Here is an 18,622-nt window from a genome sequence, read left to right on the forward strand (position 1 = left end):
GAAAGGCACCGCTGTGTCACTGCCCCCACTCGTCGAACCCGCGGCGGAGCTCACCGTCGACGAGGTCCGTCGGTACAGCCGGCACCTGATCATCCCCGACGTGGCGATGGACGGCCAGAAGCGCCTGAAGAACGCCAAGGTCCTGTGCGTCGGGGCCGGTGGCCTCGGCTCGCCCGCGCTGATGTACCTGGCGGCGGCCGGCGTCGGCACCCTCGGCATCGTCGAGTTCGACACCGTCGACGAGTCCAACCTCCAGCGGCAGATCATCCACGGCCAGTCCGACATCGGCCGGCCGAAGGCGGAGTCCGCGGCGAACAGCATCCGCGAGATCAACCCGCTGGTGAACGTGGTCATCCACAACGTCGCGCTCGACAACGACAACGTGTTCGAGATCTTCGGGCAGTACGACCTGATCGTGGACGGCACGGACAACTTCGCCACCCGGTACCTCGTGAACGACGCGGCGGTCCTGCTCAACAAGCCGTACGTGTGGGGTTCGATCTACCGCTTCGACGGCCAGGCCAGCGTCTTCTGGGCCGAGCACGGCCCCTGCTACCGCTGCCTGTACCCGGAGCCCCCGCCGCCCGGCATGGTCCCGTCCTGCGCCGAGGGCGGCGTGCTCGGTGTGCTGTGCGCGAGCATCGGCTCTATCCAGGTCACCGAGGCCATCAAGCTGCTCACGGGCATCGGCGAGCCGCTGGTCGGCCGTCTGATGGTCTACGACGCGCTGGAGATGAGCTACCGCCAGGTGAAGGTCCGCAAGGACCCGAACTGCGCGCTGTGCGGCGAGAACCCCACGGTCACCGGTCTGATCGACTACGACGACTTCTGCGGCGCGGTGTCCGCCGAGGCCGCCGAGGCCGCCGACGGGTCCACGATCACGGCGCTGGAGCTCAAGGAGATGCGGGACGCGGGCAAGGACTTCCTGCTGGTGGACGTGCGCGAGCCGGCGGAGTACGAGATCGTCAGCATCCCGGGCAGCGTCCTCATCCCGAAGGGCGAGATCCTGAACGGCTCCGCCCTGGCGAGCCTCCCGCAGGACCGGCAGATCGTCCTGCACTGTAAGTCGGGGGTGCGTTCGGCGGAGGCGCTCGCGGCGTTGAAGGCGGCCGGGTTCAAGGACTCGGTGCACGTGCAGGGCGGCGTGCTCGCGTGGATCAACACCGTCGACCCGTCCCTGCCGACCTACTGACCCGTGAATTACACATAGATAACATTATATTGATGTGATCTTCCGGGGTTGTTTGAGTGGCTGTCACCACCAGAGCCCCTTTCGAGGGGCTCCACCCCTCCTGGAGGATCCATGACAGTTCGCTTCGGACGCCGGCGGTGGTTGACCGTCGGCGTCGTCGCGTTACTCGGGCTGGCCCTGTCCGGTCCCGCGACCGCAGACCCCCGCCACGACCCGACAGAGTCCTCCGCCGAGTACGTCCTCACCGGGCCCGCGTCCCGGGCCAGCGTGAACGCCGTGGCCGCCACCGGTGCCTCGGTCGACAACGTCGAGAACGGCCGGGTCAACGTCACCGCCACGCCCACCGAGCTCCGGCAGATCCTCAAGCTGGGCTACACGGCGCAGAAGGTCACCCCGCCGACCGACCGGGGCGCCGCCGCGCTCCGCGACTTCCCGCCCGCCGACTCGGGCTACCACAACTACGCCGAGCTCACGACCGAGGTGAACAACCTCGTCGCCTCCAAGCCGGCGATCGCCAAGAAGCTCAGCCTGGGGACCTCGTACGAGGGCCGGGACCTGATGCTCGTCAAGATCTCCGACAACGTCGCCACCGACGAGGACGAGCCCGAGGTGCTGTTCGACGCGCACCAGCACGCCCGCGAGCACCTGACCGTCGAGATGTCGGTGTACCTGCTGCACCTGTTCATCGACAACTACGGCACCGACGCGCGGATCACGAACCTGGTGAACACCCGCGAGATCTGGGTCATCCCGGACATGAACCCCGACGGCGGCGAGTACGACGTCGCGTCCGGCTCCTACCGGTCCTGGCGGAAGAACCGGCAGCCCAACTCCGGCTCCTCCAACGTCGGCACCGACATGAACCGGAACTGGTCCTACAACTGGGGCTGCTGCAACGGCTCGTCGACCAGCACGTCCAGCGAGACCTACCGGGGCACCGCGCCGTTCTCCTCGCCGGAGACCAAGAAGGTGTCCGACTGGGTGCTCAGTCGACGGGTCGGCGGCAAGCAGCAGATCAAGGTCGGCATCGACTTCCACACGTACGGCGAGCTCGTGCTGTGGCCGTTCGGGTACACCACGGCCGACACGCCGACCGGGATGACCGCCGACGACTTCAACACCTTCAAGACCATGGGCCAGCAGATGGCCTCCACCAACAACTACCTGCCCGAACAGTCCGCCGAGGACTACATCACCGACGGCGACATCCTCGACTGGCTGTGGGGCAACCAGAAGATCTTCGCCTACACCTTCGAGATGTACGGCGGGAACTACGGCTTCTACCCGCCCGACGAGGTGATCCCCGCGCAGACCTCCCGGAACAAGGAGGCGGTGCTGAAGCTGGTCGAGTACGCCGACTGCCCGCAGCGGGCCATCGGCAAGGAGCAGCAGTACTGCGGCACCACCAACCCGCCCGGCCCGAAGTTCGAGAACGGCACCGACGTCACCATCGTCGACAACGCCACCGTCGAGAGCCCGATCACGGTGACCGGGGTGACCGGCAAGACCACGGTCACGGTGAACGTGGACATCAAGCACACCTACCGGGGTGACCTCGTGGTCAGCCTGGTCAAGCCCGACGGGACGGTCGTCGTGCTGGAGGACTTCCCGAACAGCGACAGCGCCGACAACGTGCTGAAGTCGTACTCGGCGAGTGTGCCGGCCACCGCGAACGGGGTGTGGAAGCTCCGGGTGCAGGACGTGGCCAGTTCCGATGTCGGGAAGATCGATATCTGGTCGCTGCAGTTCTAGCGGGTGGGGGAGGCCGCGTCCGGGCGGTCTCCCCTTCCGGCGCGCGGACAACCGGGCCGGGCCGCCGCGCCCGGTGCGGGCCGGCGGCCGGGCGGGGCCGGGCGAAGGCCGGGACCGGGCCTAGCGGACGTGCCCCTCGCCCGTCACCACGTACTTCGTCGACGTCAACTCCGGCAGCCCCATCGGCCCCCGGGCGTGCAGCTTCTGCGTCGAGATGCCGATCTCCGCCCCGAACCCGAACTCCTCGCCGTCCGTGAACCGGGTCGACGCGTTCACCAGCACCGCGGCGGCGTCCACCCGCGCCGTGAACGCGCGGGCCGCCGCCTGGGAGCCGGTGACGATGGCCTCGGAGTGGCCCGTGCCGTACCTCCGGATGTGCCGCACGGCCTCGTCCAGCGACCCCACCACGGCGGCGGACAGATCCAGCGACAGGTACTCCGTCCCGAAGTCCTCCTCCGTCACCGGCACCGCCCCGGCGAACACGGCCGGATCCGCGTGCACGGTCACCCCGGCCTCGCGGAGCGCCGGCAGCGCCTTCGCCAGGAACTCCTCCGCCACCGCCGCGTGCACCAGCAGCGACTCGGCCGCGTTGCACACGCTCGGCCGCTGGGTCTTCGCGTTCAGCAGGATCCGCAGCGCCATGTCCAGGTCCGCGTCGGCGTCCACGTAGATGTGGCAGTTGCCCACCCCGGTCTCGATCACCGGCACCGTGGAGCCCTCCACGACCGTGCGGATCAGGTCCGCCCCGCCGCGCGGGATCAGCACGTCCACCAGGCCCCGGGCGCGCATCAGCTCGTGCACCGACTCCCGGGACTCGGCATCGAGCAGCTGGATCGCGTCCGCCGGCAGGTTCCGCGCGGCCAGGGCGTCGCGCAGCACCTCGACCAGGGCGGCGTTCGAGGACCGGGCCGAGGACGAACCGCGCAGCAGGGCCGCGTTGCCGGATTTCAGGCACAGGCCGGCCGCGTCCACGGTCACGTTCGGCCGGGCCTCGTAGATGATGCCGACGACGCCGAACGGCACCCGGACCTGGCGGAGTTCCAGCCCGTTCGGCAGGGTCGAGCCCCGGACCACCTCGCCCACCGGGTCGGGCAGGCCCGCGACCTGACGCAGGCCGGCGGCGATCGCCTCGACCCGCGCGTCGGTGAGCGCCAGCCGGTCGATCAGCGCCTCGGAGAACCCGGCCGCCCGGCCCCGGGCCACGTCCTCGTCATTGGCTTTCAGGATTTCGGGGGTACGGGCCACCAGCGCGTCGGCCATCGCCACCAGCGCGGCGTCCTTGGCGGCCCGGGTCGTGACCGCCAGGGTGTCGGCGGCCCCACGGGCGTCGAGGGCGGCGGTACGCACGTCTTTTGCCATGCTCCGAGCCTAGTAGGTGGGGGTCGGGGGCCACGTCTGGCGTGTCCGCGTGGGGTGACCGGCCCAGTGCGGGTCGTCACCTGCCGATCCACAAGAATGGGCGTCGTGCGTGAAACCGTGACCGGAGCCCGACGCGTCGTCGTCAAGATCGGATCTTCCTCGCTCACCACGGCAGCCGGTGGACTCGACCCGGCCCGGGTGGACGCGCTCGTCGACGTGCTCGCCGCGCGGCAGGCCGCAGGGGTCGAGGTCGTCCTCGTCTCCTCGGGTGCCATCGCCGCCGGCCTGGCGCCGCTCGGCTTCGCCCGCCGGCCACGCGACCTCGCCAGCCAGCAGGCCGCCGCCAGCGTCGGACAGGGCCTGCTGGTCAACCGCTACACCCAGTCCTTCGCCCGGTACGGCATCCGGGTCGGCCAGGTACTCCTCACCGTCGACGACCTGGTCCGCCGGGTGCACTACCGCAACGCGCACCAGACGCTGACCACCCTGCTCGGCCTCGGCGCGCTGCCCGTCGTCAACGAGAACGACACGGTCGCCACCGACGAGATCCGGTTCGGGGACAACGACCGGCTGGCGGCACTGGTCGCGGCGCTCGTACACGCCGACCTGCTCGTTCTTTTGTCCGATGTCGACGCTCTCTACACCGGGCCGCCCGGCAGGCCCGGGTCCGCCCGGATCTCCGACGTCCGGGGGCCGGAGGATCTCGCGGACATCTCCATCGGCGGCGCCGGCACCGCCGGGCTGGGCACCGGCGGCATGGTCACCAAGATCGAGGCGGCCCGGATCGCGACCACCTCGGGCATCCCCGTCGTCCTGACCGGCGCGCCGCACGCCGGGGCCGCGCTCGCCGGCGAGGAGGTCGGCACCCTGTTCCACCGCCTCGGCCGCCGCCCCACCTCCCGGCTGTTCTGGCTCGCGCACGCCACCACCCCGCACGGCCGGCTGCACCTGGACGCGGGCGCGGTCGCCGCCGTCGTGGACCGGCGGGCATCGCTGCTGGCGGCGGGGGTGACGGCGGTGGACGGGACGTTCACGGCGGGGGAGCCGGTGGATCTGCTCGATCCGGCGGGGCGGGCCGTGGCCCGGGGACTCGTCAACTACGACTCGATCGAGTTGCCGCCGCTGCTGGGGCGCTCGACCCGCGACCTCGACCCGGGCTACGACCGCGCCCTGATCCACCGCGACGACATCGCGCTCCTGTAGTACCCCGATTAGGCTTGCGGGGTGGATGTTGTCGAGGCGGTTCTGGCTGTGGTGGAGACGATTCCCGAGGGCAAGGTGATGTCCTACGGCGCGATCGCCGACTATCTCGGGCTCGGCTCCGCGCGGATCGTCGGCCAGGTGATGGCCGTGCACGGCGCGCCCGTCGCGTGGCACCGGGTGGTGGCCGCCAACGGTCGCCTGGTGCCGCACCACGAGCAGAAGCAGATGCAGCGGCTGATGGCAGAGGGCGTGCTGTTCCGCACGGACAAGGTGAACATGGCGCGGTACGCGTGGTATCCGGAGAGCGCCGGCTGACACCACCGGCTGGGCGGCGGGAGCGCCCCGGACCGCCGGGCGGCCGACCGTCGTGGCCGCCGCCGACACGGGGTCCAACGCCACCGCGCCCGCCCGTTGTCCGCACGCCGGCCAGCCGAGCCGGTGGCCGGGGGTCGCGCCACGGGTCCGGAACGTTCGGTGGCTACAGGAGCATGCCCCGGCCGCCGCGGCGCGGGTCGCCCGCCGCCGCTCCCCGCCCGGCCGCGCTCACCCCGCCGAAGTAGTGGTCGATGCCGTCCCACACCCGGAGCTGGTACCCGGCGTCGGTCAGGGCGCGCAGGGCCTCGTCGGGCACCCCGGCCTCGGCGTGCAGGATGCCGGCCGCCGGGTGGATCCGGGGACGGGCGATGGCGTCGGCGAGGTCGATGCCGTCCACCAGTACCCCGATGAGGGTGTGCACCAGGGCCGTCCGGATCCGGGAGGCGCCCGCCGAGCCGGCCGCCAGCACCAGACCGTCGGCGTCGGTGACGACCAGCGGGCACATCATGCTCGCCATCCGGCCGCCGGCGGGCAGGCCGGGGGTGAGGAGTTCGCCCTCGCCGAGCATCGAGTTCAGGTGGACGCCGAGCCCCGGCAGCCACACGCCCGAGCCGATCCCGAGGGTCGTGGTGATCACGCACGCGTTGCCGTCGGCGTCCACGACGGACACGTTGGTGGTGTTGCCGTTGGTGGGCGGGCCGGGCTCCTCGAGGGCGCGGGCGATGCTCACCGGGTCCGTGGCGGTCAGCGCGCCGAGGGTGGCGATGGTGCGGTTCAGGTCGTCGCGGGCCCGGACGGTGCGGCCGGCGAAGGCGGCGGAGGCGACGGGGACCTCCAGGACCCGGTACGAGGCCAGGTCGAGTTCCGTGAGCACCCCGCCGCCGGCCGCGACCATGTCGACGATCAGTTTGCCGATCTGCCCGGTGTAGAACAGGGCCGGGCCCTCCTCGGCGAGCTGGGCGAGCGCCGTGGACAGGCCGGGGTGGTAGAGGGTCTCGCCGCCGGTCAGGAGCCGGCCGGAGGGGGCGTAGATGGCCGCGCCGTCGCCGGGGAGCATGGCCGGGGCGATGGAGATCAGGGACAGGGCCTGGGCGTGCGGAAGGGGCACGCCGGTGCGGGCCAGCTCGACGGAGGGGGCGACCACGTCGGCCCAGTCGAGGCGGCCGAACCTGCGGTGCAGTTCGCCGCAGCCGGCCGGCACCCCGGGGACGGCGACGCTGGACGCGCCGGCCGAGTAGGGGATGGGGACGCCGCCGAAGTTGACGCTGATCGGGCTCATCGGGGCGGGTTCGGCGTGCGCGCCGAGGCCGGGGACGGCGACGAAGAAGTCCAGGCAGGTGACCTCGCCGGTGGCCGCGTCGTAGTAGGTGCCGAAGCCGCCGCCGCCCAGGCCGGTGAGGATCGTCTCGCCGACGCAGCTGGCCAGGACCGCGGCGACCGCCGCGTCGGCCGCGCTCCCGCCGGCCGCGAGGATCAGCGCGCCGACCTCGGCGGTGGCGGGATGACCGGCGGCGACAGCGGCTCGATGAGAGGCTTCCACAGAGCGAGAGTAGTCGGTTTGTCGGAAAAAGTTGCCCTCGACGGGTTGGAGTGCCGCGTGGCCGCCCATGCGTCCGGTCGGGGGCCGGCATGGTGGAATTGAGCCCGTGACCTATCGACTGGTGCGGCGACCTGCGGCAACGCATACCGCACCGGTCCTCGACCCCGCGCAGGCCGCCGTGGTCGCGCACCGGGGGCCGCTGCTGGTCGTGGGCGCGCCCGGCACGGGGAAGACCACCACGTTGCTGGCGGCCGTCGCGGCCCGGATCGCCGAGGGGGCCGAGCCGGACCGGGTCCTGGTCTGGGCGTTCAACCGGCACGCCGCCACCGGCCTGCGCGACGGGGTCGCGGCGCGCAGCCCCGGCGTGACCGAACCCCTGGTCCGCACCCCGCACGGGTACGCGTTCTCCCTGCTCCGGCTCGCCGCCGCCCGCCGGGGCGACCCGACCCCGAAGCTGATCACCGGCCCCGAGCAGGACCTGATCATCCGGGAGCTGCTGCGCGGCGCGCTGGAGGACGGCCGGGACGACTGGCCGGCCGGGTTGCGTCCGGCGCTGCTGACCAGGGGTTTCGCGACGGAACTGCGGGACCTGCTGCTCCGGGCCGTCGAGCGCGGGGTGTCCGCGCGGCAGTTGGCCGACTGGGGTCGCCAGCACGGCCGGCCGGACTGGGTGTCGGCGGCGCGGTTCCTGGACGAGTACATCGACGTGCGGTTGTTGCGCGATCCCGGCGGGTACGACCCGGCGGAGCTGATCCGGTCCGCGATCGCCGAGCTGCGCGAGGACCCCGACCTGTTGGCGACGGAGCGCGCCCGGCTCCGGCACGTGTACGTCGACGACGCCCAGGACCTCGACCCCGCCCAGCTCCAGCTCCTGCACCTGGTGACCGACCGGCCGATCGGGTTCGCCGACCCCGACTCGGTGACGTTCACGTTCCGGGGCGCCGACCCGGCCGGGCTGCGCGACTTCGCCCCCGACACGGTCACCCTCGGCACCAACTGGCGGACCGGCGGCACCCTGCTGGACGCCACCCAGCGGGTCGGTCGCCGGCTGCGGGGTGCGGTGAGGCACCGGTTCGTCACGGCGAAGGGCGTCGGCGGGTACGAGGTGGCGCTGCTGCACTCGGCGAGCGAGGAGGCGAGCTACGTCGCGTACCGGCTGCGGGCCGCGCACCTGCTGGACGAGGTGCCGTGGTCGCGGATGGCGGTCATCGTGCGCTCGACGGCCGCCGCGCTCGGGCCGCTGCGCCGGGCGATGACGATGGCCGGCGTACCCGTCGAGACCGCCGCGGCGGATCTGCCGTTGCCCGCGCAGCCGGTGGTGCGGGCGTTGCTGACGCTGCTGGACTGCGCCGCGAACCCGGAGCGGCTGGACGAGGACACGGCGGTGGCGTTGCTGCACTCGCCGCTGGGCGGGGCGGATCCGCTGGCCGAGCGGCGGCTCCGTCAGGGCCTGGCCCTCCTGTCGGCCCGCCGCCCGGAGCCGGTCCCGCACATCCCGGCACCCCGGCGCGAGGTCGGATCACAGGCGACAACCTGTGACGGGTACGACGAGGACTGGCCCGACGAGGACTGGCCCGACGAGGAGCCGGCCGACGACCTCGGCTTCGAACCGGTCGACGATCCCCACGACGGCGTTGTCCCGGAGCACCGTGACGACGAAGGCGACCTCGGCGCGCTGGCCGGACCCGACGTCCGCCCCGGCATCCGGCACTGGCCGGGCGCGGCGCAGGGTGCCCAGCCCCAGCCCCAGCCCCAGCCGGAGGAGGATGCCGAGGCCTGGCCCGAAGAGGACCCCTGGCCGGACGCCGAACCCGAACCCACGGACGGGGACCACCCGGACGGGTCGGCGCGGACGACGGTTCCGGAGCCGATGCCCGTGCCGCAGTCGCTCGCCGAGCTGATCGAGGATCCGCCCGACGACCCGTGGGCCGCCCCCGCCCGCCGACTCAACGCCCTGCTCACGGCCGCCCGCCAGGCGGGACCGCAGCCCACCGCGCCCCCCGCCGAGCCGGAGGACCCGGAGAGCGACGCCCCGGGCGCGCCGGTCGTCGTACCCAATGCGGAGGAAGCTCTGTGGGCCGTGTGGAGTGCCTCCGGGCTCGCCGAGCGCTGGGAACGTGCCGCGCTCGGCGGTGGTGAGCGCGGGGCGGCCGCCGACCGGGACCTCGACGCCGTCGTCGCGCTGTTCGAGGCCGCCGGCCGGTTCGTGGACCGGCTGCCCGGCGCCGGCGCGCACCTGTTCGTCGACCACGTGCTCGGCCAGGAACTGCCCGGCGACTCCCTCGCGCCGACCGCCGACCGGGGCGACGCCGTGCGGGTGCTCACCGCGCACTCGGCCAAGGGCCTGGAGTGGGACGTGGTCGCGGTCGCCGGGGTGCAGGAGGGCGTCTGGCCCAACCTGAAGCCCCGTGGTTCCCTGCTCGGCTCGGAACTGCTGGTCGACGTGGTCGCGGAGCGGGAGCCGAGCGTCGTGGCCCTGCTGGACGAGGAGCGCCGGCTGTTCTACGTCGCGGCGACCCGGGCCCGCAAGCTGCTGATCGCCACGGCCGTCGCGGGCAAGGAGGAGCAGCCGAGCCGGTTCCTGGACGAGCTGCGGGTCCGGTCGGAGCAGCCGGAGCAGGTGCCGGTCGAGTACACGCCGCTGCCGCAGGCCCTCACCCTGCCCGGCCTGGTGGCGGACCTGCGCCGCCGGCTGCCCGACGAGGACGCGGCCCGCCAGCTCGCCGCGCTGGCCGACGCGGGCGTGCCCGGCGCGCACCCCGACGACTGGTGGGGGCTGCGGGACCTGTCCGACGCGCGGCCGATGGCACTGCCCGGGGAGCGGGTCCGGGTGTCACCCTCTACTGTGGAGACGGCTCTGACCTGCGGGTTGCGCTGGCTGCTCAGCCGGCACGGCGGCGACGCGGTGAGCGCTGCCGGTTCGATCGGCACCCTGGTGCACTACGCGGCGGAGCTGTCGGCGCGGGACGGGATCACCCGGGCGGAGATCTTCGACGAGGTACGCCGGCGGTTCGCACAGATCGACACCGGCGCCCGGTGGTACTCGCGCCGGCAGTGGCAGGACGTCGAGGGCATGATCGACAAGCTGCTGAGCTGGACGGAGGGCCGCGCGCCCCGGCTGATCGGCGTCGAGCAGGCGTTCCGGATCGACTTCGGCGACGACGTGGAACTGGTCGGCCGGGTGGACCGGCTGGAGCGCGACGACCACGGCCGGCTCGTGGTGTACGACTTCAAGACCGGCTCGGCCTCCGAGGACGCGGAGACGAGCAAGCAGCTGGCGACGTACCAGGCGGCGGTGGAGGCCGGCGCGTTCCCCGAGGGGGAGGTGTCGGGCGGCGCGGCCCTGGTCAGGCTGCGGTTGAAGAACAACCCGGAGCAGCGTCAGACCCCGCTGTCGGAGGCCGCCGACCCCGGCTGGGGCGCGGACCTGGTCACCGCGGCCGGCCGGGTGGTCGGCGGCGCGACGGTGCTCGCGATCGTGAACGAGAAGTGTCGACAGTGTCCGGTCCGGGTGTGCTGCCCGATGCACGTGAAGGGGGTGACGGAGTGAGGTTCACCCCGCAGGCGCTGGCCGAACTGCTCCGCCAGCCGCCCCCGACGGAGCAGCAGGCCGCGATCATCAGCGCGCCGCTGGAGCCGATGCTGGTCGTCGCCGGGGCCGGTTCGGGCAAGACGGAGACGATGGCCGCCCGGGTGCTGTGGCTGATCGCGAACGAGCTGGTCCGCCCCGAGCAGGTCCTCGGCCTGACGTTCACCCGGAAGGCGGCCGGCGAACTCGGGGTGCGGATCCGCCGCCGGCTGGGCCAGCTGGAGACCCGGCTCGGGCCGAGCGACATGTTCGCGGGCGAGCCGACGATCTCCACCTACGACGCGTACGCGGGGCGGATCCACGCCGAACACGGGCTGCGCGGCGGGTACGAGCCGAGTACCCGGCTGATCACCGAGGCCGAGCGCTGGCGGTTCGCCGACGCGGTGGTCCGCGCGTACGACGGGGACATGTCCGCGATCGACAAGAGCCCGGGCGCGGTGACCGAGGCGGTGCTCCAGCTCGCCGGGGACCTGGCCGGGCAGTTGCGCACCCCGGAGGACCTGGCGGACTTCCAGGCGGGGCTGGCCCCGTTGAAGGGGAAGACGGCCGAGGCGACCCAGCGGGCGCGCGCCCAGCTGGTGCCGCTGATCCGGGCGTACCAGGATCGGTTGGAGGCCGCCGAGGTGATGGCCTTCGGCGACCAGTTGAGCCGGTCGGCGCTGATCGCCAGGGTCCATCCGGAGGTGCGGGCGGCGGAGCGGGCCCGGTACCGGGTGGTGCTGCTCGACGAGTACCAGGACACGAGCCACGGGCAGTTCGTGCTGCTCCAGGCGCTGTTCGGCGACGGGTACCCGGTGACGGCCGTCGGGGACCCGGCCCAGGCGATCTACGGCTGGCGGGGGGCCAGCGCGGGGAGCCTGGAGCGATTCCTGGACAGCTTCGGCGGTACCCGGAAAGAGTTGAGCGTCAGTTGGCGCAACCAGCCCGGGATCCTGACGGCGGCCAACGCGCTGTCGGCGGGGCTGGAGAGCAAGGCGGTGCTCCGGGCCGGGCGCCCCGACCACGGCCGGCCGGCGGTGCACTGCGCCCTGCACCTGACCGCCGACGACGAGGCCGCCTGGATCGCGGACCGGCTCGACCGTTCGCTGCGCAGCTACTGGGAGGCCGACGCGCAGCCCACCGCCGCCGTGCTGGTCCGGAAGCGGTCCCAGATGGCGCGGATCGAGGCGGCGCTGCGGGCGCGGGGGCTGCCGGTCGAGGTGGTCGGGCTGGGCGGGCTGCTCGACACCCCCGAGGTCGTGGAGGTGCTCAGCACGCTGCGGGTACTGGCGGACCCGACGGCGGGCGGGGCGCTGCTCCGGCTGCTGACCGGGCCGCGGTGGCGGATCGGGCCGCGCGACGTCATGCAGCTGTACCGGTGGTCGCGGGACCTGGGAGCGGACTCGTCGATCATCGAGGCGCTGGACACGCTGGCGGACGAACCGGACCCGGGCGCGGGGCCGGCACCGGAGCCCGGGCCTGCGGGCGAGCCCGGGCCGGCTGACGGGCCCTGGGCTGATGAGCCCTGGCCGGAGGAGGCCGACGACGCGGGGACGCCGGACCACGCCTCCCGGGTGCCACCCTTCTCCCCGGAGGGCCACCGCCGCCTCACCCGCTTCGCCCGCGAACTCCGCGCCCTCCGCTCCCACCTGGACCGCGCCCTCCCCGACCTCGTCGCCGACGTCATCACCACCCTCGGCCTCGACGTCGAGGTGATCACCCGCCCGGCCACCGACGGCATGGTCCACCTCGCCGAGTTCGGCGACGTCGCGGCCCGGTTCGCCGCCGAGTCGCGGGGGCCCGGCCTGGGCGGGTTCCTCAGCTACCTGGACGCGGCGGCCCGGGAGGAACGCGGCCTCGAACAGGGCCCGGCCCAGGTCGCGGACAACGCGGTGCAGCTGGTGACCGTGCACAGCGCCAAGGGCCTGGAGTGGGACGTCGTCGCGGTCGCCGGGCTCAACGACGGGCTGTTCCCGGACCCGGCGGGCAAGGCCGACGCGTGGCTGCAGGGCCTGGGCGTGCTGCCGTTCCCGTTGCGCGGCGACGCGGCCGAGCTGCCCGCGTTCACCGGCACGATCAGGGACTTCGACGCGGCGTGGAAGGCGCACGGCGAGCGCGAGGAGCGCAGGCTCGCCTACGTCGCGGTGACCCGGGCCCGGGACCTGCTGCTGTGCTCCGGGTACCGCTGGTCGGACAACAAGCGACCCAGCCAGCCCAGCCCGTTCCTGACCGAGGTCCGGGGGCACGCGCACACCGATGTCTGGGTCGACGACCCCGGGCCGGACAACCCGCTGCGCGCCGAGCGGGCCCACAAACCCTGGCCGCACGACCCGCTGTCGGCCGAGCGCCGCCGGGCGCTGACGGAGGGCGCCGACCTGGTGACCTCCTTCCTGGGTACGCCGGGCGAGCTCTCCCCCGAGGTCACCCTCCTCCTCGCCGAACGGGACCGCACGGCCCACGACAGCGGCGCCGTGACCCTGCCCGACCGGCTGACGGTCTCCCAGCTGGTGACCCTGGCCAAGGACCCGGCGGAGCTGGCCCGCCGGTTGCGGCGCCCGCTGCCGGAGCGGCCGGCGACCCACGCGCGCCGGGGCACGGCGTTCCACACCTGGCTCGAACGGCGCAACGGGGCGGAGACACTGCTCGACCTGCACGAACTGCCCGGTGCGGCCGACGCGGACGCGGCACCGGACGCCGACTTCGCCGACCTGCGCGCGGCGTTCGAGGCCGGTTCGTGGGCCGACCGGGTCCCGTACCGGATCGAGGTGCCCTTCTCCACGCTCGTCGGGGGCGTGCTGCTCCGGGGCCGGATGGACGCCGTCTTCCGGGACGGGGACAGCTACGACGTCGTGGACTGGAAGACCGGCCGGCCACCGGCGGGGGAGGCGGCCCGGGCGGCGGCGGTGCAGCTGGCCGCGTACCGGCTGGCCTGGGCGCAGCTGGCCGGCGTGCCCCTCGACCGGGTCCGCGCGGCGTTCCACTACGTCCGCGAAGACCGCACGGTCCGCCCCGTCGACCTCCTGGACGCCGATGGCCTGGCGGCGCTCGTGGCGGGCGTCCCCTTGCGTTCCGGTGGCACACTGGGGGAGTCATGACGACCAGTGAATCGCCGTGGGCCGACGGGGACGCCGACATCGTCCTCCCGCCGTCGCCCACCGCAGCCAAGCCGCAGCCGGCTCACCCGCACCTCGGTGGCCTGGTCACCTTCGCGACCCGGCTGGAGGCCGACGCCGCGCGGCGCTCCGGCGCGGTCCCGTTGGAGCCCCCGCCCCCCGATCCGAACAGGCGCCTGCTGCTGTGGTTCGGCGGCGGTGCGGCCCTGGTGCTGGTGCTGGGCATCGTGGTCGTCCTGGCGATGGTGCTCACCGGCAACGTTGCCCCGCTGCGGCCGACGGCGGAGAACGGCCCCGACCGCCGCCCGCCCCTGGCGAAGCTGTGCCCGCCCCCGACGTCGTATCCGGAGCCCAGCTACGAGGCGCCCCCGGTGCCGGCGGGCCCGCGCACCGTGGACGAGAAGGCCGGGATCTCCTACAAGAAGTTCGGCGAGCCGTGGCAGCCCTGGTTGGACAGCTGGTCGGCGGGCACCCTGAAGGTGCAGTACCGGATCGGCCAGGACATCGTCACCGAGCGGTATTCGGAGGGCACCTACCACGCCTCGATCCTGTCCGGCTCGGTCCCGGCGACCGCCAACGACGGCACCCAGCTCGACCTGAAGTGCACGGGCCGCCAGGTGGCCGCCGACGCCCGGGTGTCGTACTACCCGCAGCCCAACACCATGGAGATGATCCGCGACGAGGCCGCCGTCCTGGGTGGCCGGCCGGCGTGGGTGAGCAAGTTCCGGCTGCGGTTCGACAACTCCCGGCGCGGCCTGACCGCCAAGGACGAGCTGGTCGCGATCGCGATGATCGACGTGGGCCGCCCCGAGGCCGCCGTGCTGTACGTGTCGATCCCGGGCACCCACCGGCAGTTCGACTCCGTCGTGGACGAGGTGCTCGACTCGGTCAGGTTCGCCGGCCGCTGAAGCCCCTGGCAGGACCGGAGGTGGCGCGTATCCAGGGTGCCCGGCACGCGCTAGGGTCGGGGGGTGCGGATTCCAGCCACGAGTTACACGATCGAGCGGTTCACCCTGGCCAACGGCCTGCGTGTGGTGCTCCAGCCTGACAGTTCGGCGCCCGTCGTCGGCGTCACCGTCGTCTACGACGTCGGCATCAGATCGGAGCCGGAGGGGCGCACGGGCTTCGCCCACCTCTTCGAGCACCTGATGTTCCAGGGTTCCGAGAACCTGGAGAAGCTGGCGCACTTCAAGTACGTGCAGGGCGCCGGCGGCACCTTCAACGGTTCCACCCACTTCGACTACACCGACTACTACGAGTCGCTGCCCGCGGGCGCGCTCGAGCGGGCGCTGTTCCTCGAGGCCGACCGGATGCGCGGTCCCCGGCTGAACGAGGAGAACGTCCGCAACCAGATCGACGTGGTGAAGGAGGAGATCCGGGTCAACGTGCTGAACAGGCCGTACGGCGGCTTCCCGTGGCTGAAGCTGCCACCGGTCATGTTCGACACGTTCGCCAACGCCCACGACGGGTACGGCTCGTTCGTCGACCTCGAGTCCGCCACCGTCGAGGCCGCGGCCGGCTTCTTCGCGGAGTACTACGCCACCGGCAACGCCGTGCTCGCCGTCTCCGGCGACTTCGAGGTGGCAGCGGCCCGCGCCATGGTCGAGAAGCACTTCGGCAACATCCCCGGCCGCCCGGCACCCGTCCGGCCCTCGTTCGCGGAGCCCGACCTGACCGCCGAGCGCCGCGACTCCTACACCGACGCGATGGCCCCGCTGCCCGCGGTCGCGCTGGCCTGGCGCGTGCCGGACCCGATCGTCGAGTTCTCCGCCTACCTGCCGTACGTGCTGCTCGCCGAGGTCCTCACCGACGGCGAGGCGGCCCGGCTCCAGGAGCGCATGGTGCTCCGCGACCGCACCGCGACCAGCGTCGGCGGCTACATCGGGTTCATGGGCGAGCCGTTCGAGGTCCGCGACCCCACGGTGCTGCTGCTCCAGGTGTTCATGCCGCCCGGCGGCGACACCGACAAGGTGCTCCGCACGGTCGACGAGGAGCTCGAGCGCCTGGCCACCGACGGCCTCGCCGAGGGCGAACTGGCCCGGATCCAGGCCCGGTTCGTCACGCACTTCCTCCGGGAGACCGACGCGGTCACCAACCGGGCGGTGCGGCTCGCGGTGCTGGAACTCCAGCACGGCAACCCCGCCCTGATCAACGACCTGCCGAGACTGCTCGGCGAGGTCACCGAGGCGCAGATCATCGCCGCCGCGGCCACCCTGCGTCCGCAGCGCCGCGCGAGCATCGAGGTCATTCCGGGAGTGTCGGCATGAGTAGCGTTGTCCCCGATCTGACCCCCGCCGGTCCGCTGGTCGTCCCCGAGCGGGCCGAGCGCACCCTGCCCAACGGGCTGCACGTCATCGCGATCCGCCGGTCGTCCATCCCGCTGGTCGAGCTGCGCCTGCGGGTGCCGTTCGCCCAGGCGGACCTGGCCCGGGGCGGCCTGCTGGCCGGCACCCTGTTCGCCGGCACCGACGAGATGGACATCTACGCCATCACCACCGAGCTGCAGGCCGTCGGGGGCGGGCTCGCCGCGGGTACGGACCTGGACCGGCTCACCATCTCCGGCAACTGCCTGGTCGACGGCCTCGACCGGCTGCTCGAACTCCTGGCGCTCACCCTCAACGGCGCGGCGTACCCGTCCGGCGAGGTCGAGACCGAGGCCGAGCGGATCGCGGACCGGATCAGCCTGGCCCGCACCCAGCCCGGCCACCTCGCCCGGGTCGCCCTGCTCAAGCGCATCTACCCGGGCCACCCCTACGAGGTGCAGACCCCGGACCCGGAGCAGGTCCGCGCCGTCACCCGCGAGGACCTCGCCGCGATGCACGCCGCCCGGGTCCGCCCGGACGGGGCGTCGCTGGTGCTGGTCGGCGACGTCGTACCCGAAAAGGCCCTCGACTCCGTCGCCCAGGCCCTGTCCGGCTGGACCCCGGGCGCGCCCGAGGTCAGCTTCCCGGACCTCCCGGCGCTCGGCGGCGGCCCGATCACCCTGGTCGACCGGCCCGGCTCGGTGCAGTCCTGCCTGCGGATCGCCCTGCCCGGCGTGCCGCGCAGCCACCCCGACCACCCGGCGCTCACCCTGGCCAACCTGGTCTTCGGCGGCTACTTCTCGTCCCGGCTGGTCGGCAACATCCGCGAGGACAAGGGCTACACCTACTCCCCGCACTCCGGCGTCGAGCACTCCCTGGCCGGCTCCACCATCATGATCTCGGCGGACGTGGCCACGGAGGTCACGGCCCCGGCCCTGCTGGAGACGCTGTACGAGCTCGGCCGCCTCGCCGTCCTGCCCCCCGACACCGAGGAGCTGGAGCAGGCCCGGGAGTACGCGCTGGGCAGCCTCCGGCTCGGCATGGCCACCCAGGCCGGCATCGCGAGCCTCACCTCGATGCTGGAGGGCTTCGGCCTCGACCTGGACTGGCTGGCCGCGCACTGCGACCGGCTCGCCGCCGTGACCCTGGAGGAGGTGGCCGCCGCCGGCGCCCGCTACTTCTCCCCGGCCAACGCGGCGATCGTCATCCTCGGCGAGGCGGACGTCATCGAGCCCTCGCTGAAGGCGCTCGCGGGAGTCGTCCGGGCATGATCGACCGTGCGGAGTTCCGGCGCACCGACCCCGACTGGCTGGCGGAGGCCTGGGGTCGGGCCCGGATCTTCGCCGTGCACGGTGGCGCGGTGTCGGCGCTGGTCGACACCCGGGTGGCGTCGGTCCCCGGCGGCGGGGCCGCGCCCGATGCCCGGTCGGGCGACGTCCGGCCAGCCGGTGAGCGGCCGGCCGGCGATGCGGCGGTGAACGGTCGTCCGCTCGGCGATGAGGCGGCCAGCGGTCGTTCGGTCGACGACTGGTTGGCCGGTGAGCGGCTCTTCCTCGGCGTCGACGCGGACGGCACGCCCTACTTCGCGGTCATGGCCGAGGTCCCGGACATGACCGGCCTGCGCGACGTCCTCCTCGACCCGCCGTCCCCCCTCTTCGTGGAACTGGCCCTGGCCGCCGTCGCCCTGGCCAACTGGCACGAGAGCCACCGCTTCCATCCGCGCACCGGCGCCCCGACCCACCCGGTGCACGCCGGCTGGGTCCAGCAGACCGAGGCCGGCGACCTGACCTGGCCCCGCACCAACCCGGCCGTCCTCGTCCTCATCCACGACGGGGTCCCCGGCGACGAGGGCCGCTGCCTGCTCTCCCGGAACACGGCCCGCCCGGAGGGCTGGCGCTCGGTCACGGCCGGCTTCGTCTCCCCGGGCGAGAGCCTGGAGGGCACGGTCGCCCGCGAGTCCGCCGAGGAACTGGGCATCACGGTCTCCGACATCCGGTACGTGGCGAGCGAGGGCTGGCCCTTCGCCGACGAGCTGATGGCGGGCTTCACGGCGCTGGCGGATCCGGCAGAGCCGCTGGTCCTGGACCCGACGGAGATCGCGGAGGCCGAGTGGCACACCCGCGCCGCCCTGCGCGCCACGGACCTGGTCCTGCCGTCCCGGATCTCGATCTCCCGCCTCCTGATCGACAACTGGCTGGCCGGCAAACTCCCCTGACCGGGCCCCTGCGATCTACCTGACACGGGATGGCGCGGCGCCGAACCTCTCCTCATCTGGCC

At 73.2% G+C, this 18,622-nt stretch carries 12 protein-coding genes; 10 read left to right on the plus strand and 2 right to left on the minus strand.

The genetic code is table 11. From position 1 onward, the window contains the following. Nucleotides 1-13: 13 nt before the first annotated feature. Together moeZ and PT931_RS01965 are read left to right on the plus strand one after the other, a co-directional pair. Entirely contained in the window at nucleotides 14-1,192 is a 1,179-nt protein-coding gene (gene moeZ / locus PT931_RS01960; protein ID WP_456243977.1) for an adenylyltransferase/sulfurtransferase MoeZ, read from the plus strand. A 111-nt stretch (nucleotides 1,193-1,303) separates the two neighbouring features. Then, complete coding sequence (locus tag PT931_RS01965) at nucleotides 1,304-2,944, plus strand: M14 family zinc carboxypeptidase (RefSeq protein WP_456243978.1); 1,641 nt, start codon at nucleotides 1,304-1,306, stop codon at nucleotides 2,942-2,944. A gap of 120 nt (nucleotides 2,945-3,064) precedes the next feature. Here the strand turns inward: PT931_RS01965 and PT931_RS01970 are convergent, their stop codons facing one another. Next, nucleotides 3,065-4,303: a glutamate-5-semialdehyde dehydrogenase gene (locus PT931_RS01970; RefSeq protein WP_456243979.1), complete on the minus strand. Its 1,239-nt coding sequence runs from the start codon at nucleotides 4,301-4,303 to the stop codon at nucleotides 3,065-3,067. Between the two features lie 105 nt (nucleotides 4,304-4,408). Here PT931_RS01970 and proB point away from each other — a divergent pair, with 105 nt between their 5' ends. Both proB and PT931_RS01980 read left to right on the plus strand, forming a co-directional pair. Beyond that, nucleotides 4,409-5,506: a glutamate 5-kinase gene (gene proB / locus PT931_RS01975; RefSeq protein WP_456243980.1), complete on the plus strand. Its 1,098-nt coding sequence runs from the start codon at nucleotides 4,409-4,411 to the stop codon at nucleotides 5,504-5,506. Between the two features lie 21 nt (nucleotides 5,507-5,527). Beyond that, nucleotides 5,528-5,821, plus strand: a complete 294-nt coding sequence (locus tag PT931_RS01980; RefSeq protein ID WP_456243981.1) for an MGMT family protein — start codon at nucleotides 5,528-5,530, stop codon at nucleotides 5,819-5,821. A 163-nt stretch (nucleotides 5,822-5,984) separates the two neighbouring features. On the opposite strand, the gene PT931_RS01985 is transcribed toward PT931_RS01980, so the two are convergent. After that, the gene (locus tag PT931_RS01985; protein WP_456243982.1) at nucleotides 5,985-7,361 is read right to left on the minus strand and encodes a gamma-glutamyltransferase; all 1,377 of its coding nucleotides are present in this window, start codon (nucleotides 7,359-7,361) and stop codon (nucleotides 5,985-5,987) included. 67 nt (nucleotides 7,362-7,428) lie between these two features. On the opposite strand from PT931_RS01985, the gene PT931_RS01990 reads away from it, so the two are divergent. From PT931_RS01990 to nudC, 6 genes are all read left to right on the plus strand, one after another. Further along, entirely contained in the window at nucleotides 7,429-10,911 is a 3,483-nt protein-coding gene (locus tag PT931_RS01990; RefSeq protein WP_456243983.1) for a PD-(D/E)XK nuclease family protein, read from the plus strand. Further along, entirely contained in the window at nucleotides 10,851-14,024 is a 3,174-nt protein-coding gene (locus tag PT931_RS01995) for a UvrD-helicase domain-containing protein (RefSeq protein WP_456243984.1), read from the plus strand. The genes PT931_RS01990 and PT931_RS01995 overlap by 61 nt, the downstream gene beginning before the upstream one ends. Further along, nucleotides 14,021-14,950 (plus strand): hypothetical protein, encoded by a 930-nt coding sequence (locus PT931_RS02000; protein ID WP_456243985.1) that lies wholly within the window; start codon nucleotides 14,021-14,023, stop codon nucleotides 14,948-14,950. The genes PT931_RS01995 and PT931_RS02000 overlap by 4 nt, the downstream gene beginning before the upstream one ends. Before the next feature lie 63 nt (nucleotides 14,951-15,013). After that, nucleotides 15,014-16,309 (plus strand): M16 family metallopeptidase, encoded by a 1,296-nt coding sequence (locus tag PT931_RS02005; protein ID WP_456243986.1) that lies wholly within the window; start codon nucleotides 15,014-15,016, stop codon nucleotides 16,307-16,309. Continuing rightward, complete coding sequence (locus PT931_RS02010) at nucleotides 16,306-17,616, plus strand: M16 family metallopeptidase (RefSeq protein ID WP_456243987.1); 1,311 nt, start codon at nucleotides 16,306-16,308, stop codon at nucleotides 17,614-17,616. Before PT931_RS02005 ends, PT931_RS02010 begins: the two co-directional genes overlap by 4 nt. Beyond that, the gene (nudC, locus tag PT931_RS02015) at nucleotides 17,613-18,560 is read left to right on the plus strand and encodes an NAD(+) diphosphatase (RefSeq protein ID WP_456243988.1); all 948 of its coding nucleotides are present in this window, start codon (nucleotides 17,613-17,615) and stop codon (nucleotides 18,558-18,560) included. The genes PT931_RS02010 and nudC overlap by 4 nt, the downstream gene beginning before the upstream one ends. The last annotated feature ends 62 nt before the right edge of the window (nucleotides 18,561-18,622 follow it).

This window comes from Longispora urticae, assembly GCF_053902585.1.

What these genes read in the sequence shown, in the direction of transcription:
- PT931_RS01965 (WP_456243978.1), top strand. Translation starts at nt 1,304, where the DNA reads ATGACAGTTCGCTTCGGACGCCGGCGGTGGTTGACCGTCGGCGTCGTC.
- PT931_RS01970 (WP_456243979.1), bottom strand. Translation starts at nt 4,303, where the DNA reads ATGGCAAAAGACGTGCGTACCGCCGCCCTCGACGCCCGTGGGGCCGCC.
- PT931_RS01990 (WP_456243983.1), top strand. Translation starts at nt 7,429, where the DNA reads ATGCGTCCGGTCGGGGGCCGGCATGGTGGAATTGAGCCCGTGACCTAT.
- PT931_RS02000 (WP_456243985.1), top strand. Translation starts at nt 14,021, where the DNA reads ATGACGACCAGTGAATCGCCGTGGGCCGACGGGGACGCCGACATCGTC.
- PT931_RS02010 (WP_456243987.1), top strand. Translation starts at nt 16,306, where the DNA reads ATGAGTAGCGTTGTCCCCGATCTGACCCCCGCCGGTCCGCTGGTCGTC.
- nudC (WP_456243988.1), top strand. Translation starts at nt 17,613, where the DNA reads ATGATCGACCGTGCGGAGTTCCGGCGCACCGACCCCGACTGGCTGGCG.